The 21,979-nt window shown below is 69.2% G+C and carries 17 protein-coding genes; 6 read left to right on the top strand and 11 right to left on the bottom strand.

The features are described from left to right. Positions 1 to 88: 88 nt before the first annotated feature. Together ACN469_RS21595 and ACN469_RS21600 are read left to right on the top strand one after the other, a co-directional pair. Entirely contained in the window at positions 89 to 1,777 is a 1,689-nt protein-coding gene (locus tag ACN469_RS21595; RefSeq protein ID WP_498770628.1) for an ATP-binding protein, read from the top strand. Positions 1,778 to 1,811: 34 nt separating this feature from the next. Beyond that, the gene (locus ACN469_RS21600; protein ID WP_498770629.1) at positions 1,812 to 3,293 is read left to right on the top strand and encodes a potassium/proton antiporter; all 1,482 of its coding nucleotides are present in this window, start codon (positions 1,812 to 1,814) and stop codon (positions 3,291 to 3,293) included. 33 nt (positions 3,294 to 3,326) lie between these two features. Here ACN469_RS21600 and ACN469_RS21605 read toward each other — a convergent pair whose 3' ends face one another. Together ACN469_RS21605 and ACN469_RS21610 are read right to left on the bottom strand one after the other, a co-directional pair. After that, on the bottom strand, positions 3,327 to 5,750 hold the full coding sequence (locus ACN469_RS21605; protein ID WP_498770630.1) for an arylsulfatase: 2,424 nt from the start codon (positions 5,748 to 5,750) through the stop codon (positions 3,327 to 3,329). Between the two features lie 98 nt (positions 5,751 to 5,848). Beyond that, positions 5,849 to 6,277 (bottom strand): helix-turn-helix domain-containing protein, encoded by a 429-nt coding sequence (locus ACN469_RS21610; protein WP_498770631.1) that lies wholly within the window; start codon positions 6,275 to 6,277, stop codon positions 5,849 to 5,851. 75 nt (positions 6,278 to 6,352) lie between these two features. Here ACN469_RS21610 and ACN469_RS21615 point away from each other — a divergent pair, with 75 nt between their 5' ends. Continuing rightward, on the top strand, positions 6,353 to 7,213 hold the full coding sequence (locus tag ACN469_RS21615) for a class I SAM-dependent methyltransferase (protein WP_498770632.1): 861 nt from the start codon (positions 6,353 to 6,355) through the stop codon (positions 7,211 to 7,213). Here the strand turns inward: ACN469_RS21615 and ACN469_RS21620 are convergent. Together ACN469_RS21620 and ACN469_RS21625 are read right to left on the bottom strand one after the other, a co-directional pair. Beyond that, a complete protein-coding gene (locus ACN469_RS21620) occupies positions 7,202 to 7,795 on the bottom strand; it encodes a hypothetical protein (RefSeq protein WP_498770633.1) in 594 nt (197 codons plus the stop codon). The two genes, ACN469_RS21615 and ACN469_RS21620, sit on opposite strands and share 12 nt — an antisense overlap. Positions 7,796 to 7,924: 129 nt before the next feature. Further along, positions 7,925 to 8,206: a hypothetical protein gene (locus tag ACN469_RS21625; RefSeq protein WP_498770634.1), complete on the bottom strand. Its 282-nt coding sequence runs from the start codon at positions 8,204 to 8,206 to the stop codon at positions 7,925 to 7,927. Between the two features lie 159 nt (positions 8,207 to 8,365). On the opposite strand from ACN469_RS21625, the gene ACN469_RS21630 reads away from it, so the two are divergent. Next, on the top strand, positions 8,366 to 8,830 hold the full coding sequence (locus ACN469_RS21630; RefSeq protein ID WP_498770635.1) for a hypothetical protein: 465 nt from the start codon (positions 8,366 to 8,368) through the stop codon (positions 8,828 to 8,830). Positions 8,831 to 8,926: 96 nt separating this feature from the next. Here ACN469_RS21630 and ACN469_RS21635 read toward each other — a convergent pair whose 3' ends face one another. Then, entirely contained in the window at positions 8,927 to 11,980 is a 3,054-nt protein-coding gene (locus ACN469_RS21635; RefSeq protein ID WP_498770644.1) for an NAD(P)-binding protein, read from the bottom strand. Between the two features lie 331 nt (positions 11,981 to 12,311). On the opposite strand from ACN469_RS21635, the gene ACN469_RS21640 reads away from it, so the two are divergent. Both ACN469_RS21640 and ACN469_RS21645 read left to right on the top strand, forming a co-directional pair. Continuing rightward, the gene (locus ACN469_RS21640) at positions 12,312 to 14,096 is read left to right on the top strand and encodes a monovalent cation:proton antiporter-2 (CPA2) family protein (protein WP_498770636.1); all 1,785 of its coding nucleotides are present in this window, start codon (positions 12,312 to 12,314) and stop codon (positions 14,094 to 14,096) included. 506 nt (positions 14,097 to 14,602) lie between these two features. Further along, positions 14,603 to 16,123 (top strand): PAS domain-containing sensor histidine kinase, encoded by a 1,521-nt coding sequence (locus tag ACN469_RS21645; protein ID WP_498770637.1) that lies wholly within the window; start codon positions 14,603 to 14,605, stop codon positions 16,121 to 16,123. On the opposite strand, the gene ACN469_RS21650 is transcribed toward ACN469_RS21645, so the two are convergent. From ACN469_RS21650 to ACN469_RS21675, 6 genes are all read right to left on the bottom strand, one after another. After that, complete coding sequence (locus ACN469_RS21650; protein ID WP_498770638.1) at positions 16,084 to 16,479, bottom strand: response regulator; 396 nt, start codon at positions 16,477 to 16,479, stop codon at positions 16,084 to 16,086. The genes ACN469_RS21645 and ACN469_RS21650 overlap by 40 nt on opposite strands. A 32-nt stretch (positions 16,480 to 16,511) precedes the next feature. Then, positions 16,512 to 17,633, bottom strand: a complete 1,122-nt coding sequence (locus ACN469_RS21655) for a PilZ domain-containing protein (RefSeq protein ID WP_498770639.1) — start codon at positions 17,631 to 17,633, stop codon at positions 16,512 to 16,514. A 160-nt stretch (positions 17,634 to 17,793) separates the two neighbouring features. Then, positions 17,794 to 18,759 carry a fatty acid desaturase family protein gene (locus tag ACN469_RS21660; RefSeq protein WP_498770640.1) on the bottom strand — a complete coding sequence of 322 codons (966 nt, stop codon included), beginning with the start codon at positions 18,757 to 18,759 and terminating at the stop codon, positions 17,794 to 17,796. A 128-nt stretch (positions 18,760 to 18,887) separates the two neighbouring features. Beyond that, a complete protein-coding gene (gene cheB, locus ACN469_RS21665; RefSeq protein WP_498770641.1) occupies positions 18,888 to 19,937 on the bottom strand; it encodes a chemotaxis-specific protein-glutamate methyltransferase CheB in 1,050 nt (349 codons plus the stop codon). Next, positions 19,934 to 20,755, bottom strand: coding sequence for a CheR family methyltransferase (locus tag ACN469_RS21670; protein WP_498770642.1), 822 nt, complete (start codon positions 20,753 to 20,755; stop codon positions 19,934 to 19,936). Before ACN469_RS21670 ends, cheB begins: the two co-directional genes overlap by 4 nt. A gap of 10 nt (positions 20,756 to 20,765) precedes the next feature. Further along, on the bottom strand, positions 20,766 to 21,979 hold a 1,214-nt coding region (locus ACN469_RS21675), incomplete at its 5' end, for a HEAT repeat domain-containing protein (RefSeq protein WP_498770643.1).

The raw sequence follows: 21,979 nt of genomic DNA on the forward strand, positions 1-21,979 counted from the left end.
CGGTAGTGAATCCTTGAGCGGCGCCCCCCGGGCCCGGAATGGCCTCGGGGGCGAGCGGTGTCAATATCCCGTCAGCCTCTTCAACTCGATGAGTACCCACCTGCCCTCCTTCCTCTCCGCCTTCTCGGCGCTTCCCGACCCGGCCTACGTGCTCGACGCCACGGGCCGAATCCTGGCGTGCAGCGCGTCGGGAGCGCGGGCCTTCGGCCTGGGCCCTGATGGGCTGGAAGGCCGGCAATGGGGCGAGCTGGGGGTGCCCGTGGAGGACGCCGCGCGGCTGAACGCGGCGCGAATCCAGGCCTCGGCTCGCGGCGACACCGTCACCGTGGAGCTGCCGTGGCCGGTGGACGCGGGGCTGCGCCGCCATGCCCTGGTGCTCACGCCGCTGCCCTCCGAGGACAGCGCCAGCACCGTGCTGGTGACGGCCAGGCCGCTCACGGAGGCCGAGGCCGTGTACTCGCGCGCGCTGGAGCTGGAGCAGGCCGCGCGCGCGGAAGTCGAACAGGCCGAGCGCCGCCGCTCGTTCCTGTATCAGGCGATGACGACACTGTTCACCCATCCGCCAGACCCCCAGGGCATGTACACGCTGCTGGCGCATCTGGCGGTGCCGGACCTGGCGGACTGGTGTCTGGTGGACGCGCTGGAGCAGGGCCCGTTCGTGTCCCGCGTGGCGGTGGCGTACCTGGACCCGACGCAGCAGCAGCGCGCGGGCGAGCTGCCCCAGCGAATCGAGAAGCGCGACGACGCGCCGGTGGGCCTGTTGCGCGTGCTGCGCACCGGGGAGTCGGAGCTGGTGCCCGCGGTGACGGACTCGCTGTTGCGCGCGGCGGCGGCGGAGCCCGCGCACCCCACCCTGCTGCGTACGCTCCAGGCGCGCTCGTACATGATCATCCCGCTGCGCGCGCGCGGGAACACGCTGGGCGCGGTGACGTTCGTCTCCTCGGGCTCCGGGCGGCGGTATGGACCGGATGACCTGGCGCTGGCGGAGGACCTGTGCCTGCGCGCCAGTCTGGCCATCGACAACGCGCGGCTGGTGGGCGAGTCGCGCCGGGCCGCGCGGGCGCGCGAGGACCTGCTGGCCGTGGTGTCCCACGACCTGAAGAACCCGCTGGGCGTGGTGCAGCTGGGCGCGGCGCTGCTCTTGCGCGGGCCGGGCGCGCGGCCGGGCGGAGAAATCGTCACCAAGCAGGCCACGCGCATCCAGGACGCGACGGACCGGATGTCGCGCCTCATCTCCGACCTGCTGGACTGGGGTCGGCTGGAGGCGGGCGGACTGCCGCTGGAGCTGGGTGAGCACTCGGTGGCGGAGCTCGTCGCGGAGGCGATGGAGTCCATCCGCCCCCTGGCGGAGGCCAAGGGGCTGCACCTGCACCCCCAGCCCCCGCCCGAGGACGTGCGCACCCGGTGCGACCGGACGCGAGTGCTCCAGGTGATGGGAAATCTTTTGGGCAACGCGGTGAAGTTCACCCCGTCGGGGGGAGACCTGGACGTGGGGGCGGCCGTGCGCAACGGCGAGGTGTGCTTCCACGTCAGGGACACGGGCGCCGGCATCGACGCGGAGGCGCTGCCGCACATCTTCGACCGGTACTGGCAGGCGCGCGACGCGGCCAGCCGGGGCACGGGCCTGGGACTGGCCATCGCCAAGGGGCTCGTCGAGGCCCATGGCGGGAGCATCCAGGCCCGGAGCACGCCGGGCAAGGGCAGCACCTTCTCCTTCACGCTGCCCCTGTCCTCCGCGACCCACTCCACCCGCACGTCGTCGCGCGTGGACGCCTGAGTTTCTCCGGGGACGAGTAGAGTCCTCCCCGGACATGCTCACCACGGAGCCGCTTCCCACCGCATTCCTGCTCGCTGTCTGCGGCGCGTTGCTCGCGCTCAGCGTGCTGTTCAGTCGCGCGTCCGGCCGCTTCGGCATCCCCGTCGCGCTGCTGTTCCTGGGCGTGGGCATGGCGGCGGGCTCGGACGGGCCCGGAGGCATCGCCTTCGACAACTACGGCTTCGCCTTCCGCCTGGGCACGGTGGCGCTGGTCCTCATCCTCTTCGACGGCGGCCTCAACACGCCGCTGTCCGCCATCCACTCCGCGCTGCGCCCCGCCGCGGCGCTGGCCACGGTGGGCGTGGTGGTGACCGCCGCGCTGATGGGCGCGGCGGCGCACTTCCTCTTCGGCTTCGGGTGGACGCAGGCGCTGCTGTTGGGCGCCATCGTCTCCTCCACGGACGCGGCGGCCGTCTTCTCCGTGCTGCGAGGCAGCGGGCTGCACCTGAAGCGGCGGGTGGGCACCACGCTGGAGCTGGAGTCGGGGCTCAACGACCCCATGGCCGTCATCCTCACCATCGGCCTGACGCAGAGTCTGGCGAGCGGGAAGGCCCCCGGGTGGGAGCTGGTGGGGGCGGCGCTGGTGGAGATGGTGGTGGGCGCCGGCCTGGGCCTCGCCATGGGCTGGGGCGCGCGGCTGCTCCTCAAGCGCCTGCGCCTGCGCGTGGCGGGGCTGTATCCGGTGATGACGCTGGCGCTGGCGCTCCTGTCCTTCGGCCTGCCCACGCTCCTGCACGGCAGCGGCTTCCTGGCCGTGTACATCGTCGGAATCGCGCTGGGCAACGAGACCATCCGCTACCGCACGGGCCTGTTGCGCGTGCACGACGCGCTGGCGTGGCTGTCCCAGGTGTTGATGTTCCTGGTGCTCGGGTTGCTGGTGTATCCGCGCCACCTCATCGACGTGGCCTGGGTGGGCCTGGGCCTGGGCCTCATCCTCGCCTTCGTCGCGAGGCCGCTGGCGGCGCTGTTGTGCCTGCTGCCCTTCCGGTTTCCGTTGGGGGAGATCATCTACACGGGCTGGGTGGGGCTGCGCGGCGCGGTGCCCATCATCCTGGCCACCTTCCCGGTGCTGTCCGGCACGGAGGGCTCGCGAGACATCTTCAACATCGTGTTCTTCATCGTGGTGGTGAACGGGCTGGTGCCCGGCGCCACGGTGCCGTGGGTGACGCGCAAGCTGGGGCTGGCGGCCAACGTGCCCGAGCCGCCCCAGGCCGTGCTCGAAATCGCCTCCACCCAGCTCCTCAAGGGCGAGGTCAGCTCGTTCTACATCCACCAGGCCTCGGCCGTGGCGGGCGAGCGGCTGGCGGACCTGCCCTTCCCCCCGGGCTCCTCCGCGATGCTGCTGGTGCGAGGCCAGGAGCTGGTCGCGCCCAAGGGGGACACCGTGTTCCAGCAGGGGGACCACGTGTATGTGATTGGCCATGCCGAGGACCTGGCCCTGCTGCGGCTGCTCTTCGGCCAGCAGGAGGACGAGTAGCCACACCCGTCCTCCCGCGGCCGGGGTGGCGCGCTACTGCCGCATCATCTCGTGCTGGAAGCGGGCCTCGGCCTTCTTCGTCGGGTCCGCGTGGTCCGGGTGGAAGTCCGGCTTGAGGTCGAAGTCCACGCGCAGGACGCGGCCGGTGAAGCGGGAGTTGGAGGGGTACTCGGGGCTCACCGCCGTGCCCTTGTCCCAGCCGACGTCGAAGGTCTCATCCATCGAGTAGCCCACCGGCACCGTCCGGGGAATCGGCGCCTCCGCCACCTTCTTCCCGTCGACGAAGAGCCGCCCCGTGCCACCCGCGCCGAAGGGCTCCGGGCCGGTCTTCTCGAACTCGTAGCGCAGCAGGTGCTTGCCGGGCTTCAGCGCCTCCTTGCCTCGGAGGTACGTCAGCTCGGGCCCGGGGAAGTTGTAGCAGAACACCGGCACCCCTTCCTTGAGGTACAGCGAGAAGCCCGCGGAGCTTCCGCCGAGCGCGACGACGGGGCCGCGCGCGTCGCCCGCGGGCACCTCCACCTCCGCCGTCATCTCCCAGGAGCGGTTCTTCGTGTCCGGCCCGGCGAACTCCTGGATGCGCACGGCGCCCTCGTAATACGTCATGCGCTCGCGCTCCGCGTAGAGCCCCGCGCGGCCCAGCGCGCGAATCTGGAAGCGGTCATCCAGCGGCAGCACCTGGTAGCGCCCCGCCTCCGCCCACCACATGCCCACCAGCTCGATGAGCTTCTTCACCATCGGGTCGCTCAGGTTGGCGCGGTCCCTGTTCTTCATCAAATCGTTCGACTCGGTGGGGTCGTCGACGACGTTGTAGAGCTCCCAGTGGTCCTCGTCGAAGCTCCACTTCGCCTTGTTCTCCCACGGCTTGCGCCCGTGGTACGTCACGACCTTCCAGCCATCGTGATACAGGCCCCGGTTGCCGAGCATCTCGAAGTACTGGGTGGCGTGGTTGGTGGGCGCCTCCGCGTCGTTGAACGAGTAGTTCATCGGGAAGCCCTCGACGGGCGCCTGCTGCACCGTGTTGATGAAGCGGGGCTCCTCCACGCCAATCGCTTGCAGAATCGTCGGGACGATGTCGATGCAGTGGTGGTACTGCGTGCGCAGCTCGCCCTTGGCTTCGATTCCGCGCGGCCAGTGGACGATGAGCGGGTTTCGCACGCCGCCGAAGTGCGTGTATTGCTTGCAGAGCTGGAACGGCGTGTTGCCCGCCATGGCCCAGCCCACCGGGTAGTGGTTGTACGAGCCGGGCTGGCCGAACTGGTCGATGCGCGCCAGGTTTTGCGCCACCGTCTCCTGCGCGTTGTTCGCCACGGACTGCTCGTTGAACAGGCCCGTCAGCGTGCCCTCACCGGAGGAGCCGTTGTCGCCGATGAAGACGAACACCAGCGTGTTGTCGAGCTGCCCGGTGCGCTCCAGGAACTCCTTCAGCCGGCCGAGCTGCGCGTCGGCGTGTTCGATGAAGCCGGCGTACAGCTCCGCCATGCGCGCGAAGAGGCGCTTCTCGTCGGCGGAGAGCGAGTCCCACTGCTGCACGCCCTCCAGCATGGGCGCGAGCTTCGAGTGCTCGGGGATGATGCCCAGCTTCTTCTGCTGGGCCAGCACCTTCTCGCGGTAGGCGTCCCAGCCCAGGTCGAACTGGCCCTTGTACTTGTCCGCCCACTCGGGCGCGACGTGGTGGGGCGCGTGCGCGCACCCGAGCGCGAGCCACGTCAGCCACGGCTTCGCCGGGTCCGCCGAGTGGTGCTGCGAAATCCAGCTCATGGCCCGGTCCACCAGGTCCGCGGACAGGTGGTAGCCCTCCTCGGGCGTGGCCGGCGCGTCAACGGCCTCGCGGTCCAGGAAGAGCTTCGGCTCCCACTGGTCGCAGTCGCCACCGAGGAAGCCATAGAAGCGGTCGAAGCCGAAGACGGAGCCCGTGGGCCAGCGGTCATACGGCCCGGCGATGGTCGTCTCCTCCGAGGGCGTGTTGTGCCACTTGCCGATGCAGTAGCTGGTGTAGCCGTGTTGATGGAGCATGGCGGGAACTCCCGCCTTGTCCTGCGGCTGACGACCGTTGTAGCCGGGGAAGCCCGTGGCCAGCTCGGTGATGTTGGCCATGCCCACGGAGTGGTGGTTGCGGCCCGTGACGAGACAGGAGCGCGTGGGCGAGCACAGCGCCGTGGTGGTGAAGTGCGTGTAGCGCAGGCCCTGCTGCGCCAGCTTCATCAGCGTGGGCGTGCGAATCATACCGCCGAAGGGCTCACACCAGCCGAAGCCGACGTCGTCCAGGATGACATAGAGGATGTTGGGCGCGTCCTTGGGTGCCTTGGGCGGCATCGGGAAGGCCGGCTCGGATTCCTCGTACGTGCGGCCGATGCGGCCCGGGAAGCGCTCTCCCTCACGATAGGTCTTCATCGGCGTGTCCGCTTTCACACCGCCGCTACCGTTGCCACCCTGCTTCTTGCGCTTGTCCTTGCTCATGCGGGCCTCCCGGGCACCGCCTGAAGGTGAAAGGGCACGAGCGCTTCGGCATCGTCCCCGTGGCTCGGGCGTTCGAGGGGGCGGGCGGACGGTGCGGACTAACGCCGCGCTTTCGGTGGCGTTCGCTTGCTTCGCGCGGCGGGTGCGGTGGCGCGCAGGAGGCGGCGGAAGGTGGGGCACTCCAGGTGGCTGGGCGCGGGGCAGACGGCGGCGTGGCGGAGACCATCGCGCAGGGCGCCGAGCTCGCGAATCGTCCTGTCCAGTTCGTCCGCTCGGGTTGAGAGCAGCTTCCGGTCCAGGCGCAGCCGCCCGTCCGGCGCGAACATGCGCGCGATGTCCTCCAGGGAGAAGCCGGCGGCGCGCCCCAGGGCGATGAGCGCCAGCCGCTCCAATACGTCGGGAGCGAACAGTCGGCGCAGGCCGCGCCTGCCGGTGGAGGACAGCAGCCCCTTGGCCTCGTAGAACCGGAGTGTCGAGGCGGGAACGCCGGACCGCCGCGCCACCTCCGTGATGTCCAGGTCTCTCACCCGCTTGACCTCAAGTCGACTTGAACTGGCACAGTTGAGCTTCCGCTGCCCGAAGGCAAGTCGAAGGAGACACCCATGAGCGCCACGAAGCCGCCCGAGAACGAGCAGACGAAGATGTGGAACGGCACCTCCGGGAATGCCTGGGTCGACCTGCGGGAGGTGCTCGATGGGATGTTCAAGCCGTTCGAGGACCTGCTCGTCGCGGCGGTGTCCCCGGACTCCGGAGGCCGGGTGCTGGACATCGGCTGTGGCACTGGCGCCACCACGCTCGCGGTCGCACGGCACCTGGGAGAAAAGGGCCACTGTGTCGGCATCGATATCTCGGACCCGATGCTCGCCGTCGCCCGGGCGAGGGCCGAGCAGGACGGCACGCCGGCACGGTTCATCCACGCCGACCCGCAGAGTCACGCGTTCGAGCCCGCGAGCTTCGACGTACTCATCTCGCGCTTCGGGGTGATGTTCTTCGACGACCCGGTCCGGGCGTTCACGAACCTGCGGGGGGCCCTGAGGGACGGCGGCGAGGTCAGGTTCATCGCCTGGCGGGGTGCCTCGGAGAATCCGTTCATGACCACGGCCGAGCGCGCGGCGGCGCCGCTGTTGCCGGACCTTCCCGCTCGGAAAGCGGACGGACCGGGGCAGTTCGCCTTCGCGGACCCGAGCCGGGTCCAGGGACTCCTGGAGCAGAGCGGCTGGGGCGACGTCGAACTCCGTCCCATCGACGTGAACTGCGCCTTCCCGGAGAAGGACCTGGTTCGCTACTTGAGCCGGCTCGGTCCCGTGGGCGCGTTCCTGCAAGGAGCGGATGACCCGACACGCACGCGGGTCCTCGGCGCACTGCGCGCGGCCTTCGAGACCTTCGTGCAAGGCAACGAGGTCCGCTTCACGGCGGCCTGCTGGTGGATTACCGCGCGGGCTCCGGCCGCGTCAGTCGGCTAGCAGTTTCAACAACATCGCCTGGGTTTGTGGAGACAAGTCGTTGGTCTCCTTGCCGACCCGGACCTGGGCGCGTCGAGCCTCGCCGAGCTGCTTCAGTCCGGCGGCGGTCACGTCACCATACAGACTCTCTTCGATGCCAATCTTCACGCTCCGCTCGAAGTAGTAGGGGTCCTCCGCCGAGCCGTCGGAGTAGGACACCTTCACGGGCTTGCCATCCGCCAGCAGGTGGAAGAACTGGGAGGGCTTCCACGCCGCATCCCTGCCCACGCGTATCAGCGTGACGGAGAACTCTGGCGGGGACTTCCTCACGGCATGGCCCGCGGCGTCGACCTCCGAGGAAAGCGTCACCTCGAGCCGGACATGGCCGTCCTGCTCGTCGTACCAGCTCTCGCTCGTCGCGGAGATGAAGGACGGCTTCCCTGGCGTCCCTGGCCCGGTGTGCAGGATGGGCTCGTGCACCATGCCATCGTAGAACTGGGGAACCATGATGGTCCGCGCCCGCAGGTACCTGTACACCCCCAGGCACGCCACCGCGAGGACCAGGCCCAGTGCGATGCCGAGATAGAGCCACTTTCGTTTCATGGCCTGACTCGATAGCGCGTTGCGAGCCGTGGCTCCACCGAGTCGCGCTGCCTTCCTGAAGCTCCAGGACGGACAGCGGCCCGCCCCGGGAAATCCCTGGGCGAGCCGCTTCAATTCAAGACAACCCCATCACGGGCAGGGAACAAAGTTGTAGATTTCGTAGAAGGGCGTCGCATCTTCGATGACGGGAACTGCCTGTCCGCATCGACAGAAGGCAACGGCCACCTTCTGACGGTGGTCGCTGGCACTGTAGTAGGTAATCCTGTAGCTCGCCGTACACATCTCCACGAGGGGTGCGCCCTCCGTCACGGGACTCACCGGGCCTTGAGGCTCGTTGACATCGACTCCACAGCCGACCGACAGAAGACCCGCGGTGAGCACGAGCCCCCGGACAAACGCCTTGGATTGCATGTGCGCCTCCTTGAATCCCATTCCAGATGGGAAGGGCAGCCAGCATTGCACCAACGCCCCCACGACGGACCAAGGGGTTCCCACAACATGTCATTCCTGACTCGACTGTTCCCAGACACCGAGGTCAGGCATATTCGCTTCCTCCCTGGAGGACCCACAATGCCATACTCTGCGATTCCCCGCCGGAGCCTTGTCGCTGTCCTTGCAGCAAGCCTGTCGCTGACCGCCTGTGGTGGTGCGCCTGAGTTGGAGTCGAGCCCGGGCGAGTCCATTCCCGAAGAGGTGGGCACCACGACCGAGGCCCTGGGGACGAACCTGGCGACCCCCGTGGTGACCTTGACCTGTACTCCGCCTCCGGTGGGGCACCTCGACTGTGTCGCCTCTGCTTCCGGTGGCGTCCCGCCGTACACCTTCTACTGGGGGCAGCAGACGTACCGCTACGACACCCACAGGATATACACCTCGCTCTTCTATCCATTTGCCGCGCAGCATAGCTATGGCTGCTACGTTCCAACCGAAACGATCCCCGCAGAAGAAGCCGTCAAGCCCAAGGTGTATGCGGTCGACTCCACGGGAGCCCAGTCGAGCATCGTCTATTACCCAGTCCTGGTTCCCTGCGCCTGAGCTCACTCGTGGGCCGCCGCATGTCATCGCGGCGTCCCACGCTTGATTCAGATTCCCCGCGCTGGCGTCTAGTCGCGCGTCTCGTGGCTCCATCGCTCAGGCATCGTGCTCGCCTTGAATCACCGCCGGATGGCCTGTCATCGCGCGTGACGTCTGCATGCCCGCCATCACCGCCGCCTCGATACAACCGACGTTCAAGCCCGTCCTGATCCAATCGCCCGTCAGGAACAGATTGGAGAACCCGGACTCGTCGGTCGCCAGCCGGTAGCGCGTACTGCCCACCACCGACATCACATACCGCTCGGACGGGTCGACGTTGACACGCCAGAACTGGCTGTCGAAGCGGGCGGGCCCGGTCGCGTCGTTGATATCGACCAGCCATTGCCACGGGAAGGTGCCAGGTCGAGCGACCACGGGCCACAAGCCCGTCACATCGTGCGTCAATTGATGGAGGGCATCTTGTCTGGCTCGTTCCTCGCAGCGTCCCGGGAAATCACTGTCGCTGTAGGGCGGGTACTCAGGGACATGGAGCGAACCGCAAAAATACGACACGCTCTTCGGCTCGTGCCCCACCGGCCACGCCTCACGCACCAGCAGATGGTCCATCAGCGCCCAGGTATCAAAGGGCGCCGAGAAAGCCGTCAACACGGGCCCCTGGCCCCTCGGAAGATACGTCCAGCCGAGCTGCTCGATGCCCTTTTTGAGCCACACCTGCCAGGCCTGGGTGGACACGGTCTTGACCTTCTCCGACAAGGTCTTCAGCGCCGGGCTCAGCTCCAGCAATCGCGGACACAGGGTCGGCAGCGCGCCGACCGAGATGCCGAACACCACCCTGTCGAAATCCACGCCTCGCGTCAGGAGGGTCGTCGGCAAGGGCTCGCCGAACCTCTCCTCATGCAACCGAGGCCAGTTGCTCCAGGATGACTCCAGGTTCACCTGCTTCTCTTGCAGCAGGGCTGCCTGTTCCGGGTCGAGCTGTCGGTAGTCCGGCTGGCTCGGCCAACACTCCAGGTCCTTCACCGTCACCAGGGGCTCGTAAGCCTGTCGCGAGTCGGCCAACCTCACCTGCTCCGTCAGCCGGATGACGCCAATCGTGTCGCCGTCCGGCACCAGCTCCTCGACGCGCTGGAAGAACTTGAACTTCACGCCGCGCTGCTTCAACACCTGATACAGCGGCGTCAGGACGGTGTCGCCCATTCCGGCCTGCATCTTGTACATGATGCCGCCCTTGTAGGCCAAACCGATGCGCGCCATCGAGCGCAGCAAGGTGCCTGCTTCGATGTTCGGTCTGCGGGTATCGCCGTCCTCATAGGCGAAGACCAGGTTGTACAAGCCGCGCACCGGCGCCGAATTGACAGACAACTCCTCATCTCCGCCATGCTTGCGGAGCCACTCCCGGAAATCGATGTCGTTGAGGGCGTCGAAACCACGCGTGTACACGCCATCCTCGAACAGGCCCTTCATCAGGGTGAGGCCCAGGTCCAGGCCAATCAACAGATGCCGGACCTGGTCATTGCCGTGGACCCGCCCGCGGTAGCGTCGATGCAATGAGCACCGGAGGCGCTCCAGCGTCCCCGTCAGCAGTTGATGCCGGGCCCTGTCCAGGCGCTTGCCGTCCGGCGCCAGCTCGCCGACAGTGCCCGCCAGCACGCCAAGCAATAGCATCACATCCATCCCCAGCTCACCGGCCCGGTCCGCCACGCGTCCCAGCCAGCCGTGCCGGGCCTCGGGTGCCTCGGGCGACGGCTCGGTCTCCGCGGCGACTTCGCGAAGCTGGTGGATCCAGGTCTCAATCCACTTCACCATCGCCACCATCATCTGCAACCAGGTGACGTCTTCGCCCCCCTCCCCCGGCTCGCCCGGCCGGGTCGGAAACAGCAGAGACCAGCCGCGCCAGCGGCCGTCGACCTCCTCCGCCAGCGCCAGGTGGTCGTGTGGCTTGAACGCGTCACTCCAGGTCGCCAGCGGAGAGCCGGCCGGCCTGTCCAGGCTGGCATACGCCTGCTTTATCATCGCGAACGCGTTGGCGTAGAAGCCGAACCAGATGTGAAAGCCGTGCTCTTCCACGCGCCCCCCCATCTCGATATTGCGTCCACTGGCGGCCTTGCCCCCCAGCCGCCAGCCAAGTTGGTACACGGTGATGTCGTACTTGTTCCGCCAGCCGGCCTGGTCGGTCAGGTAGTACGCCGTCGTCATCGAGCCGATGCCGCCGCCAAGAATGGCGATCTTCTCCGGAGCGATGGAGGAGTTATCCACCAGCTCCTCACCTGGCATGGCGGTGAAGTCGAAGTCGACGTTGAACGGAAAAAGCGCCTCTTGCGGCCCCAGCTTCAGGCCCAGCGTCTTGTCCAGCGGAAAGCTGTCGAAGGCATGCAGGGTGCATTCATAGTCGTAGGTGAGCAATCGGCCGCTTCGGATGTGATTGACTTCCGCCGGAGCCACCACCAGCGCCTGATACACCGCCTTGATGCCCGCGCTGTCCGGGAACTGCTTGAGGAAGATCTGGTCGATGCGCGGATGGCGCAACAAGGAGAAGAGGTCCGCCCAGGCCGACCTGTCCAGGTCGAAGAAGTCCGGGAGCGCCGACAGGAGCGTGAGGGCCTCATCGAACAACCCGAGGGCGCCGGTGGCCCGAGGAAGTCGACCGGATGGCGCCGTGGCCGTCACCTCCAGCAACGGATGAGCGGCGCTCGGAGTCTCGCGCGAGAACGACTGGAACCCCTTGGCCGACACCGAGCAGCGCAGCGGCTCTGTATCGGAGCGCGGAATCTCATACTCACAGAGGTACTTGGGATATCCGAACAGCTCGCGACCATTGACGAGGGCCATCGTGTCGTCGACGAAGATGTGGCACGGGTACCAATAGACGTGCATCACCTTGCCGGCTTGATTCAGCTGGCCCACCAGTATCCACGTCACGATGTCGACTTCGGTGATCCACCCCTTGGCCTCGTCGACCGGCTGAGTGGAGTTCGCGTGATTGACGCGGGTGAAGGTCAGCATCACATAGGGCGAAATCACTCTCAGGGTCAGCCGCCCGGAGGCCACGGCGTTCAGGGTGGCATCGACGGTGGCCTGCAACCGGGACAGCTCGCCACGCACGAAGAACCCGTACAGCTCCGCCTGTTTCAAGCGCAGGGGGGAGTGCATCACGACCGAGCCGTCCTGGTGGATATAGGGAGGTCGTACCGGCATCAACTGAAGCTATGTCGCCCCTCCGAGCGTCGGAAGGCGTGAGACCCGCGTGAGCCTTGGCGAGAACGAGCCCCCGGGCGAGCCCTGCTTGAGACAACGTGCACACACGGCACCCAAGGGAGTGCTGCCCGTCGAGAGAGAGAGAGCCGCCATTGCAGCGCGCGGCCCTCCGCGTGTCTGGCTTCAACCGCGCCGCGTCCCAATCCCTTCGTAGTCAAACGACCACACCAGACAAGCCAGCCGCGCTGGATTGCCCGCCACATCCGTCCGTGCGAGGAAGCGGGGCATGTCCTTCCTGCATCAGGCGCTGGTGTTCCTGGGTGCCGCGGTGGTGTCCGTTCCGCTGTTCAAGCGGCTCGGCCTGGGCTCGGTGCTCGGCTACCTGGTGGCCGGTGCCATCATCGGCCCCTCCGGCGCGCAGCTCATCGGCGACGTGGAGAACGTCCTCCACTTCTCCGAGCTGGGCGTCGTGCTCCTCCTGTTCGTCATCGGCCTGGAGCTGCAGCCCTCTCGCCTGTGGAGCCTGCGCCGCTCCGTCTTCGGCGTGGGCGGCGCCCAGGTGCTCGTCACCGGCGCACTGCTCGCCGCAGCCTGCTTCCTCTTCGGACTGCCCCCCGCCGCCGCCGTCATCGCCGGCTTCGGCCTCTCCCTCTCCTCCACCGCCTTCGCCCTCCAGCTCCTCGCCGAACGCAACCAGCTCACCACCGGCTACGGCCGCCTCGCCTTCGGCATCCTCCTCTTCCAGGACCTGGCCGTCATTCCCCTCCTGGCCCTGCTGCCCCTGCTCGGCCACACCGACGCCGCCTCCGCCGAGCCCGGCTGGCACACCGGCTTCAAGGTCGTCCTCGTCCTCGTCGGCGTCGTGCTCTCCGGCCGCTTCCTCCTGCGCCCCCTCTTCCGCGCCGTCGCGTCCTTCCACAGCCAGGAGCTCTTCACCGCCACCGCCCTCTTCGTCGTCGTCGGCACCGCCGCCCTCCTCCACGCCGTGGGCCTCTCCATGGCCCTGGGCGCCTTCCTCGCCGGCGTGCTCCTGTCCGAGTCCGAGTACCGCCATGAGCTCGAGGCCGACATCGAGCCCTTCAAGGGCCTCTTGCTCGGCCTGTTCTTCATCGCCGTGGGCATGAGCGTGAATCTGGGCCTCATCATCGAGCGCCCCGGACTCATCGCCACCCTGGTGCTCGGCCTCGTCGCGCTCAAGGGCGCTGTCCTCTACGGCCTGGGCCGCTTCAGCCTCAAGGAGAACGAGCCCTCACTCAGCCTGGGCGTCGTCATCTCCCAGGGCGGCGAGTTCGCCTTCGTCCTCTTCGCCCTCGCCGTCTCCTTCCACGTCATGTCCACGGAGCTGGCGGACCTGCTCGTCGTCGTCGTGGGCCTGTCCATGGCCACCACCCCGCTGCTCTACGCCGCTTATGAGCGCTGGGGCCGCCCCCTCTTCCAGGCGAAGACGCAGGCCCGCGAGTACGACGTCGCCCCCGAACAGGACCACCCCGTCATCATCGCCGGCTTCGGCCGCGTGGGTCAGGTCGTCGGCCGCCTGCTGCGCGCCAAGCGCATCACCTTCACCGCCATCGACGCCAGCCCCGAGCACATCGACTTCATGAAGCGCTTCGGCAGCCAGGTGTTCTACGGCGATGCCTCACGGCTCGACTTGCTGCGCGCCGCGCGCGCCGACAAGGCCCGCGTCTTCGTGCTCGCCATCGACGACGTCGAGGCCTCCATGCGCACCGCCCAGACGGTGAAGGAGCACTTCCCCCACCTCACCATCTTCGCCCGCGCCCGCAACCGCGTGCACGCCTACCGCCTGCTGGACCTGGGCATCGAACACGTCATGCGAGAGACGTTCGCCGGCAGCATCGAGATGGGCGGCGACATCCTCCAGACGATGGGCCTCACCTTCTCCGAGAGCCACCGCGTCATGGAGCGCCTGAGAGACCACGACGAGAAGCTCCTGCGCGAGTCGGCCCACTTCCACCGCGACGAGCAGAAGCTCGTGGAGGCCGCCGCCCGCGCGCGCAAGGAGCTGGAGAGCCTCTTCGAGCAGGACGACGCCGAGGCGAAGAAGTCCGCCTGAGCCTCCCCTCAAGCCACCGGGACAGACCCACCTCCCGGGTCTCCATGACTCAAGCTCAAAACGGTACATCCCAGGTCGGCTCGATTTTCCAGGCTGTCTGAACCCGCATTCACTCGGGGCGCATTCATCCGTTCGAGTTGCAGCGAGGCCGCACAAGACACCCCTCCAGACCCCGGAATCCGCCAAGCAAGGGGGGGAGACTCCAGGGCCCGCTCGCGGGAGACGGCGAGCGGGGTATGGTTCAGCCCGGATGCGCCCCCGCCTCACCGCAGCCCTCATCCTCGCCCCCTTCCGTGCATCGGCCCACGCGGAAGCTCGCAGCGCCCTCGCGCCAGTGGCACCCTTCGCTCGCGTCCGGGCGGACGGCGCCGCGCCGCGACGGCTTCGCACGCCAGGCGTTCCCCCATGGGCGCCAGAGAACGCGCCGGACCGTCCGCCCACGGGCTGACGGCCCTCCCCGCTCCGCTCACCCCTGGACCCTGGCCCCCCGCGAAACCCCACGACGCATGCCCCCCACCCCCGCCAAGAAGCGCCAGCGTCCCCCGGCCCCGCCCTCGACATCCGAGGCATCCGGCGTACCGCTCCATGCGCTCCTGGAGGGACTGCCGGACGCCTTCTTCACGCTCGACGCGGCCTGGCGCTTCACCTACGTCAGCCCGCGCATGGTGGAGCTGCTGGACGGCACCGCCGGGCCCGGTGACGACGTGCGCCGCGCGTGCCCCGGTCTCCTGGAGCTGCGCCACCACCTGCTCTTCGACAAGCCCGCCACCCAGCAGGCCGCCGCGCGCTTCGAGCACGAGTGGCCGGACCGGGAGCTGTGCTTCGACGTGCGCGCGCGCGCGGTGCCCGGGGGCCTGCTGGTGCACTGCCGCGACATCACCGGAGAGCACCGGGTGCGCGAGGAGCTGCGGCGCGCCAGCGAGGTGTTCCGCGCCATCCATGAGGGCACGACGGACGCCGTCTACACGAAGGATTTGGAGGGCCGCTACCAGCTCATCAACAACGCGGGCGCGCGCGCGGTGGGCTACGAAGTCGCGCAGATGGTGGGCCGCACGGACCTGGAGCTGTTCGCGCCCGAGGTCGCCCGCGTCAACGCCGCCAACGACAGGGAGGTGCTCGCCTTCGGCCGCACCGTCACCTACGAGGACGGCCAGCCGGGCGTCGAGGGCCCTCGGGTGTGGCTGTCCACCAAGGGCGTGCTGCGCGACGCGGAAGGCAAGGTGGTGGGCCTGTTCGGCATCAGCCGCGACATCACCCAGCGCAAGTGGGCGGAAGAAGAAGCGCGCCGGCACTCCGAGTTCCAGGAGCAGCTGATGGGCATCGTCAGCCACGACATCCGCAGCCCGCTGGGCGCCATCATGAACTGGTCCCGCGTCATGGCGGAGTCCGGCACGGCCGAGGACGCCCGGCGCACCAGCCAGCGCATCGCCACCGCGGCGGTGCGAATCGAGCGGCTCACCCGCCTGCTGCTGGACTTCACCCGCACGCGGCTGATGGGCGGCGTGGCGATTGAGCCCCGGCCGGTGGACCTCAAGGACCTGGTGGAGCGCGTGGCCCACGAGTTCCGCGTGGCCTACCCCGAGCGCGTCATCGAGGTGGAGCACAAGGGCAACACCCAGGGCATGTGGGACCCGGACCGGCTGGGCCAGGTGGCCTCCAACCTCTTGGAGAACGCGCTGAAGTTCGGCCCCTCGGACACCCCCGTGAAGCTGGTGGCGCGCGTGGCGCGGGCCAACAAGCTGGTGCTGGAGGTGCACAACGGCGGGCGCCCCATTCCCGCGCACCTGCTGCCCCACCTCTTCGAGCCCTTCCGCAGCGGCCCGCAGACGACGCGCACGCTGAAGATGAGCTACGGCCTGGGCCTCTACATCGTCCGGGAAATCGTCCAGGCGCACGGCGGAGCCATCGAGGTCAGCTCCACCGAGGAGGAGGGCACCACGTTCATGGTGACGCTGCCCCGCCGCTCGCTGCCGGCGCGGCCTCCCGGTCAGCTCCCGCCGCGCGTGCCCCTCTCCGAGCCCAAGTAGCGATTCAAGAGCGCCGCCAGCTCCGAGCCCGCGAAGGGCTTGGTGAGGTAGTCGGTGCAGCCGCTCTCGAAGCCCGCCTGCACGCAGTCCGGCTCCATGCGCGTGCTGCACAGGATGATGGGCGTGTGGCGCGTGGGCTCGCGCTCGCGCAGGGCCCGGCACGTCTCCAGGCCGTCCAGATTCGGCATCAGGATGTCGAGCACGACGAGGTCCGGCGCCTCGTCCCGCACGCGCTCCAGCGCCTCCAGCCCGTCGCGGGCGATGAGCGTCTCGAAGCCGCGCTCCACCATCATCATCCGGTGCAGCATCAGCACCGTGTGCGAGTCATCGACAAGGAGGACCTTCTTGCGTCGCATGACGAAGCACCTCCTGGAGTCGAGCCGCGCCCTCAGGGCGAGGCCGTGGCCTGACAGAGCTGGCGCAAGTGCATCAACCGCGGCGGGCCCATGCCCAGAAACCGCACACCCATGCCATGGGGGAAACACAGCCCTTCGCGCGGCACATAGGGGTTGGCCCACGCCACCACGCCGTGGGACTCCAGCCGCTCGCCCGTCGTGGGCAGGTGGATGCGCAACGTCACCGACGCCCCGGGCCGCGCCGGCACCAGCGTGCGCACGAAGAGGCCCCCGGGACTCAGCGCGAAGGACACGCCCGACGTCCAGGCCAGCCCCTGCGGACCGCTCTCGCCGAACTCGACGGGACAGCAGAAGGGCACCCGCTCCTCCACCCGCATGGACGCGCCCTCGCGGCCCAACATCGCGTGGATGCGCGGCAAGAGCGTCGCCGCCGCGCGCCCGCCCTCGGCCGCCGTCACCGTCAGCGAGGGCACCCCCTCCAGCAGCGCGCGAGAGACCGTGCCCGCGCGCGCCCACACCCCACCCCACGCCCCGTCACCCACGACGACGAGCAGGTGGGGCGCGGCGCCGTGCTCCTCCACCCGCGCCGCGGCGCCCTCCACCGTGGCGCTGTACAGCAGGTGGTGGCCCGAGACTTCCAGCAGCGAGCCCAGCCCCGACCACGTGCGCGCGCCGCCCGCTCCCGCCAGCAACACCACGCGCGGGCTGTAGCGCTCGCTCGCGGCGGGCAGCACCCGCGCGCCCAGCAGCGCGGACAGTCGAGCCCGCACCGACGCCTCACCCACGGGCGTCAACAGACAGTCCTCGATGCCCTCGGCGTCCGCGGCCTCCAGCACCTCGGCGGGCGTCTCCGGCTCCGCCACCAGGATGACGGGCGCACCAGACGCTCCCACGCGGGCCTTGAGGCCCCCCAGCCCTCCCGGGCCCCGCTCCTGGACCTGGCGCCAGTGCACCAACACCAGCCGGGGCCTCGCGCGCGACAGCTCCAGGCTCACCGCGCCCGGCGTCGACGCCTGCACCGGCTCACAGCCCAACGCCCGGGCCGCGCGCGACAGTGCCAGCCACGCCTCCCCGGCTGAGCCGACCCACAGCACCCGAGGCGAGACAAACGCCTCACGGGTCGCTGGACGGACAGGGCCTGGGGCCATCCTCATGTGGTGCCTCCGTGTCTGCTTCCCCCCCAGCCCGCCCGTACCTCTGACCGCGAGATACGAGAATCAGCCACATGGCGAATACTCCCCCTGGTCCGATTCCAGGGAGAGATGGGGAATACAAGACAGAGACACACACAGGCCGCACACGTGTGCGGGTGCGTCAGACGCGCGCGACGTTCACTCCCGAGTCCACGGCCTGCAGCTCGTCGCCGAAGGACACGTCGACCTTGCCGCCCGCAGGCGGGTCATACGGGGCGCGGCCCACCTGCTTGGTGCCGAAGCGGGGGAAGAAGGGCGCCAGCACGTAGGAGCGGAAGCACCAGCCGAAGAAGCTGACGGGCTTGAGCTCCGGGTCGATGTCCGCCGCGATTTTGGAGTGGGCCGCGGGCAGCAGGCTCCAGTGGAGGCCCGGCGTCTCGTGGTGGACGGCGTGCAGGCCGTTGTTGAAGAGGAAGAAGTTGATGAGGCGGCCGGTGAAGCTGCGGCTGTGGTCGTGCTCGCTCCAGGGGTCCGAGTGGACGTGCTGGATGTAGTTGAAGAACATGATGGTCCACAGCGAGAAGAAGGCCGGAATCAGGAACGCGAAGGCCCAGATGCGCAGGCCGCCCCCGACGCCGTGCAGGTAGATCGCCAGCCCGACGAGCGCCGCGTGCGTGCCGCCCCAGACGATGTACTGGAGGACGATTTGCCGGAACAGGGCGCGGTTGCGCGTGCGCGCCTTCTCGATGAAGGCCTTCGTCGGCTCCTGCTGCCAGTACGTGGAGACGAAGGGGAAGAGGAAGGCGACGAGGAAGTTGTGCTTCTTCGAGTAGCGCCAGGTGATGGTGGCGTCGCCCGCCTTGTTCACGAACTTGTGGTGGTTGAGGTTGTGCGTCGGAATCCACACGAAGGTGGGGTAGCCGTAGAACAACGACAGCCACATGCCCATCGCCTCATTCATCTTCCGGTTGCGGAAGGTGGGGCAGTGGTTGTGGTTATGGGCGATGACGCCCGCGGACAGCGCCAGGTAGCACGCGAGCGGGCACAGGTAGGGGATGAGCGAGGGGGCCGCGTACATCGAGAGGGCCACCACGGCCATCGCCAGGCACCAGAGGAGGGTGCGAATGTCGGCGCTGTAACGGAGCATGGCCGCCAGTCTGCCTTACGCCTCTGTCCGGAACCAAAACTATCGCTGCTCCCTCCAGGGCAAGGCCGCTCCCCACCCCACCATGTAGGGGTGCGGGCGACGGCCAACCCACCCGGTTTTTCCCGAAGTCAGCGGAGCTGAGCGAGCAGCAGCGGCACCATGGCGTCCAGGGGCGCGCTGCCGGTGGCGAGGCCCGCTTCGTCGACGGCGCGAGGCATGCCGTAGACGACACAGGAGGCCTCCGACTCGGTGAGCACCGTGCCGCCCGCGGCCCGGATGGCGCGCGAGCCTTCCCGCCCGTCGTCGCCCATGCCGGTGAGCACCAGCCCCACCGTGTCCTTTCCCCACGTGAGGGCCGCGCTCTCGAAGAGGACGTCCACGGAGGGGTGATGCGGCATGTTCACCGGGTGTCGGTCCACGCGGCCGACGGTGAGCGCGCCGTGCCGCTCGATTTTGAGGTGCTGGCCCGCGCGCGCGAGCACGACGCGGCCGGGGCGCAGCTCCATGCCGTCCTCCGCCTCGCGCACCTCCAGCAGACACAGCGCGTCCAGCCGGCGGGCCACCGCCTCCGTGTAGCCCGGGGGGATGTGCAACGCGAGCGCCATGGGCGCGGGGAAGTCCGCGGGCAGCGCCGACAAGAGCCGCGTGAGGGCCTGGGGGCCGCCGGTGGACGTGCCCACCACCACCAGGTTGCGCGCCGGACCGAAGACTTGCGCCGGGGAGGTCGAAGCGGAAGCGGCCGAAGACGGCGCGCGCGGCGGGCGCGGGACGGCGCGCGCGGCCGTGCGCACCTTCTCCACCAGCTCCGCGCCCAGCTCGTAGAGCCGGTCCGTGGCGAGCGCGGAGGGCTTGTGCACCAGCTCCACCGCGCCGGCCTGGAGGGCGGCCACCGCCAGCTCGCTCTCCTCACCCGCGCTGCTGACCACGACGACGCGCGGAGCGGCGGGCATCGCCTCCAGGGCGCGCAACACGCCGAGCCCGTCCAGGCCCGGCATGACCAGGTCCAGCGTGAGGACGTCGGGCTTCAGCTCCGACACCTTCTCCAGCGCGTCCAGGCCGTCGCGCGCGGTGTCCACCACCTCGATGCCTTCCGCGTTGGAGAGCACCTGGCGCAGCACCTTGCGCGCGAAGGCCGAGTCGTCCACCACCAGGACGCGAATAGGAACCACCGCCGTCATCCTCCCGCCTTGCCATAAAAGAACACGCCGCGCCGCTCCTCGCAGGAGAGCGCGGTGCCGAAGCGCAACAGCGACTCGGAGGTGCCCACCACCAGCTGGCCTCCGGGCTTCAGCGCCTCCGTGAGCGACGACACCACCCGGCGCGCCGTCTCATCCTGGAAATAGATGAGGACGTTGCGACAGAGGATGGCGTCGAACTGGCCCAGCTTCGCCACCACCGCCTCGTCCACCAGGTTGATGCGGCGCCACTCCACCGCGTCCACCAATTCCTGCTTCGGCCGGACCCGTCCAGCCACCTGCTCCAGCCAGCGCCCCTCCACCCCGGGAGGCAGCGCGCGCGTGGCGCGCAGGTTGTGCTCGCCGGTGCGAGCGCGCTCCAGCGCCCGGGTGCTCAAGTCACTGGCCAGCAACTCCACTTTGGAGAGCACCCCCCGGTCCGCCAGCATCATCGCCAGCGTCAGGGGCTCCTCGCCGGTGGAGCACGCGGCGCACCACACGCGGGGCTTCTGGCCGGCCCGCACCCGGGGAAGGAGCACGTCCTCCACCAGCACCGACAACGGCCGGGCCTCCCGGAAGAAGTACGTCTCGTGCACCAGCAGCGAGTCCACCAGGGAATCCAGCGCGGTCGAGCCCGCGGGGTCGTACCGGAGGAAGTAGTAGTAGTCGAGCAGCGAGTCGAAGCCCGCTTCCTGCGCCCGGTCGGACACCTTGTCGGAGAACAGCTCGCGGTCTTCTGCCCCATAGTGCAGCCCCGCGCGCTGCTCGATGAGCGCGGCGAGGATGGCGAAGACCTGGGGAGACATCGGCAGGGAAGGCATGACGTCCTTGTCACTTCCCCAGGGCCACGATGCAGGCCCGCCGCACTTCCGGGTCCTCGTCACGCAGAGAGGCGCGCTCCAGCGCGTCGCGGGCCTCCAAGGTCCCCAGCGCGCTCACCGCGGGCACGGCGGCGCGGCGGGCCGAGGCGCTGGAGGTCTCCAGCACCTGAAGGAGCGCGGCGCGCGCGTCCGCCCGGCGCATGCGCGCCAGGGCCGCCACCAGCAGGGGCGCCGTCACCTCGTCCGCCACGTCCAGCGCGGTGAGCAGCCCCGGCAGCCGCCCCTCCATGGGCAGCGCCAGCGCGCTCACCACCCGCTCGCGCACCGTCATGTCTCCCAGGAGTGACACCAGGGCCTGGGTGGCGGGGACGCCCGCGCGCGTGGCGAGGAAGCCCACCGCCGCGCTGCGCACGCTGTCGTCCCTGTCACTGGCCGCGCGCAAGAGCGCGGGCAGCGTCTCCGGGGCCTCGTACTCGGCCACGGCGGACAGCGCGACCAGGCGCGTGGCGGAGTCCTCCGACGACGAGGCCTCCAGCAGCACCGGCAGCGCGTCCTGCCGCCGCGCCACGCCCAGCCCCAGCAGCGCCGCGCGCCGCACGTCCGCGTCGGTGCTGGCCGCCGCGCGGCGCAGCGCCGTCATGGCGCTCTCCGTGTGCATGTGCGCCAGCGCGTCCACCACCGCCACGCGCACCTGCCCCGCGTCGTCGTCCGCCAGCGCGACAATCGCGTCCGCGGCGGCCTCCTCGTTCAGCTTCCCCAGCGACTGGCACGCGTAGTAGCGCACCCACGGGTCCCTATCATTCAGGCCGCCGAGCAGCGTGGAGGTGATGCGCGCCTCCTTCTCCGTCTGTCCCAGCGCGCGCATGGCCGCCGCGCGCGTGCGCTCCGACTCGTGGGTGGCCGCCGTCAACAGCGCGTCCACCGCGCGCGGGTCCTCGATGAAGGGCAGGCCGTAGATGGCCGCGTCACGCAGCCGCTCGTCCGTGTCGCGCATGGCCGACAGCAGCACCTCCAGGCCTCGGGGATAGCCGAAATAGGAGATGATGCGCAGCGCCGCGCGGCGCAGGCGCGCGTCCGGAGAGCGCGCCGCCTGGAGCGCCAGCGCCTCCGTCTGCTCGCTGCCCAGCGACTGGATGGCGCCCGTGGCGGCCTGCACCACGCGCGCGTCGTCGTCCACCAGGCGCTGGAAGAGCACGGGCACCGCGGACGTGTCGCCGATGCGCG

The organism is Corallococcus terminator (assembly GCF_049194865.1).
GTDB classification, from domain to species: Bacteria; Myxococcota; Myxococcia; order Myxococcales; family Myxococcaceae; genus Myxococcus; species Myxococcus terminator_A.

What these genes read in the sequence shown, in the direction of transcription:
- ACN469_RS21595 (WP_498770628.1), top strand. Translation starts at nt 89, where the DNA reads ATGAGTACCCACCTGCCCTCCTTCCTCTCCGCCTTCTCGGCGCTTCCC.
- ACN469_RS21600 (WP_498770629.1), top strand. Translation starts at nt 1,812, where the DNA reads ATGCTCACCACGGAGCCGCTTCCCACCGCATTCCTGCTCGCTGTCTGC.
- ACN469_RS21625 (WP_498770634.1), bottom strand. Translation starts at nt 8,206, where the DNA reads ATGCAATCCAAGGCGTTTGTCCGGGGGCTCGTGCTCACCGCGGGTCTT.
- cheB (WP_498770641.1), bottom strand. Translation starts at nt 19,937, where the DNA reads ATGACGGCGGTGGTTCCTATTCGCGTCCTGGTGGTGGACGACTCGGCC.
- ACN469_RS21620 (WP_498770633.1), bottom strand. Translation starts at nt 7,795, where the DNA reads ATGAAACGAAAGTGGCTCTATCTCGGCATCGCACTGGGCCTGGTCCTC.
- ACN469_RS21655 (WP_498770639.1), bottom strand. Translation starts at nt 17,633, where the DNA reads ATGAGGATGGCCCCAGGCCCTGTCCGTCCAGCGACCCGTGAGGCGTTT.
- ACN469_RS21640 (WP_498770636.1), top strand. Translation starts at nt 12,312, where the DNA reads ATGTCCTTCCTGCATCAGGCGCTGGTGTTCCTGGGTGCCGCGGTGGTG.
- ACN469_RS21650 (WP_498770638.1), bottom strand. Translation starts at nt 16,479, where the DNA reads ATGCGACGCAAGAAGGTCCTCCTTGTCGATGACTCGCACACGGTGCTG.
- ACN469_RS21660 (WP_498770640.1), bottom strand. Translation starts at nt 18,759, where the DNA reads ATGCTCCGTTACAGCGCCGACATTCGCACCCTCCTCTGGTGCCTGGCG.
- ACN469_RS21615 (WP_498770632.1), top strand. Translation starts at nt 6,353, where the DNA reads ATGAGCGCCACGAAGCCGCCCGAGAACGAGCAGACGAAGATGTGGAAC.
- ACN469_RS21645 (WP_498770637.1), top strand. Translation starts at nt 14,603, where the DNA reads ATGCCCCCCACCCCCGCCAAGAAGCGCCAGCGTCCCCCGGCCCCGCCC.
- ACN469_RS21670 (WP_498770642.1), bottom strand. Translation starts at nt 20,755, where the DNA reads ATGCCTTCCCTGCCGATGTCTCCCCAGGTCTTCGCCATCCTCGCCGCG.
- ACN469_RS21605 (WP_498770630.1), bottom strand. Translation starts at nt 5,750, where the DNA reads ATGAGCAAGGACAAGCGCAAGAAGCAGGGTGGCAACGGTAGCGGCGGT.
- ACN469_RS21635 (WP_498770644.1), bottom strand. Translation starts at nt 11,980, where the DNA reads ATGCACTCCCCCCTGCGCTTGAAACAGGCGGAGCTGTACGGGTTCTTC.
- ACN469_RS21630 (WP_498770635.1), top strand. Translation starts at nt 8,366, where the DNA reads ATGCCATACTCTGCGATTCCCCGCCGGAGCCTTGTCGCTGTCCTTGCA.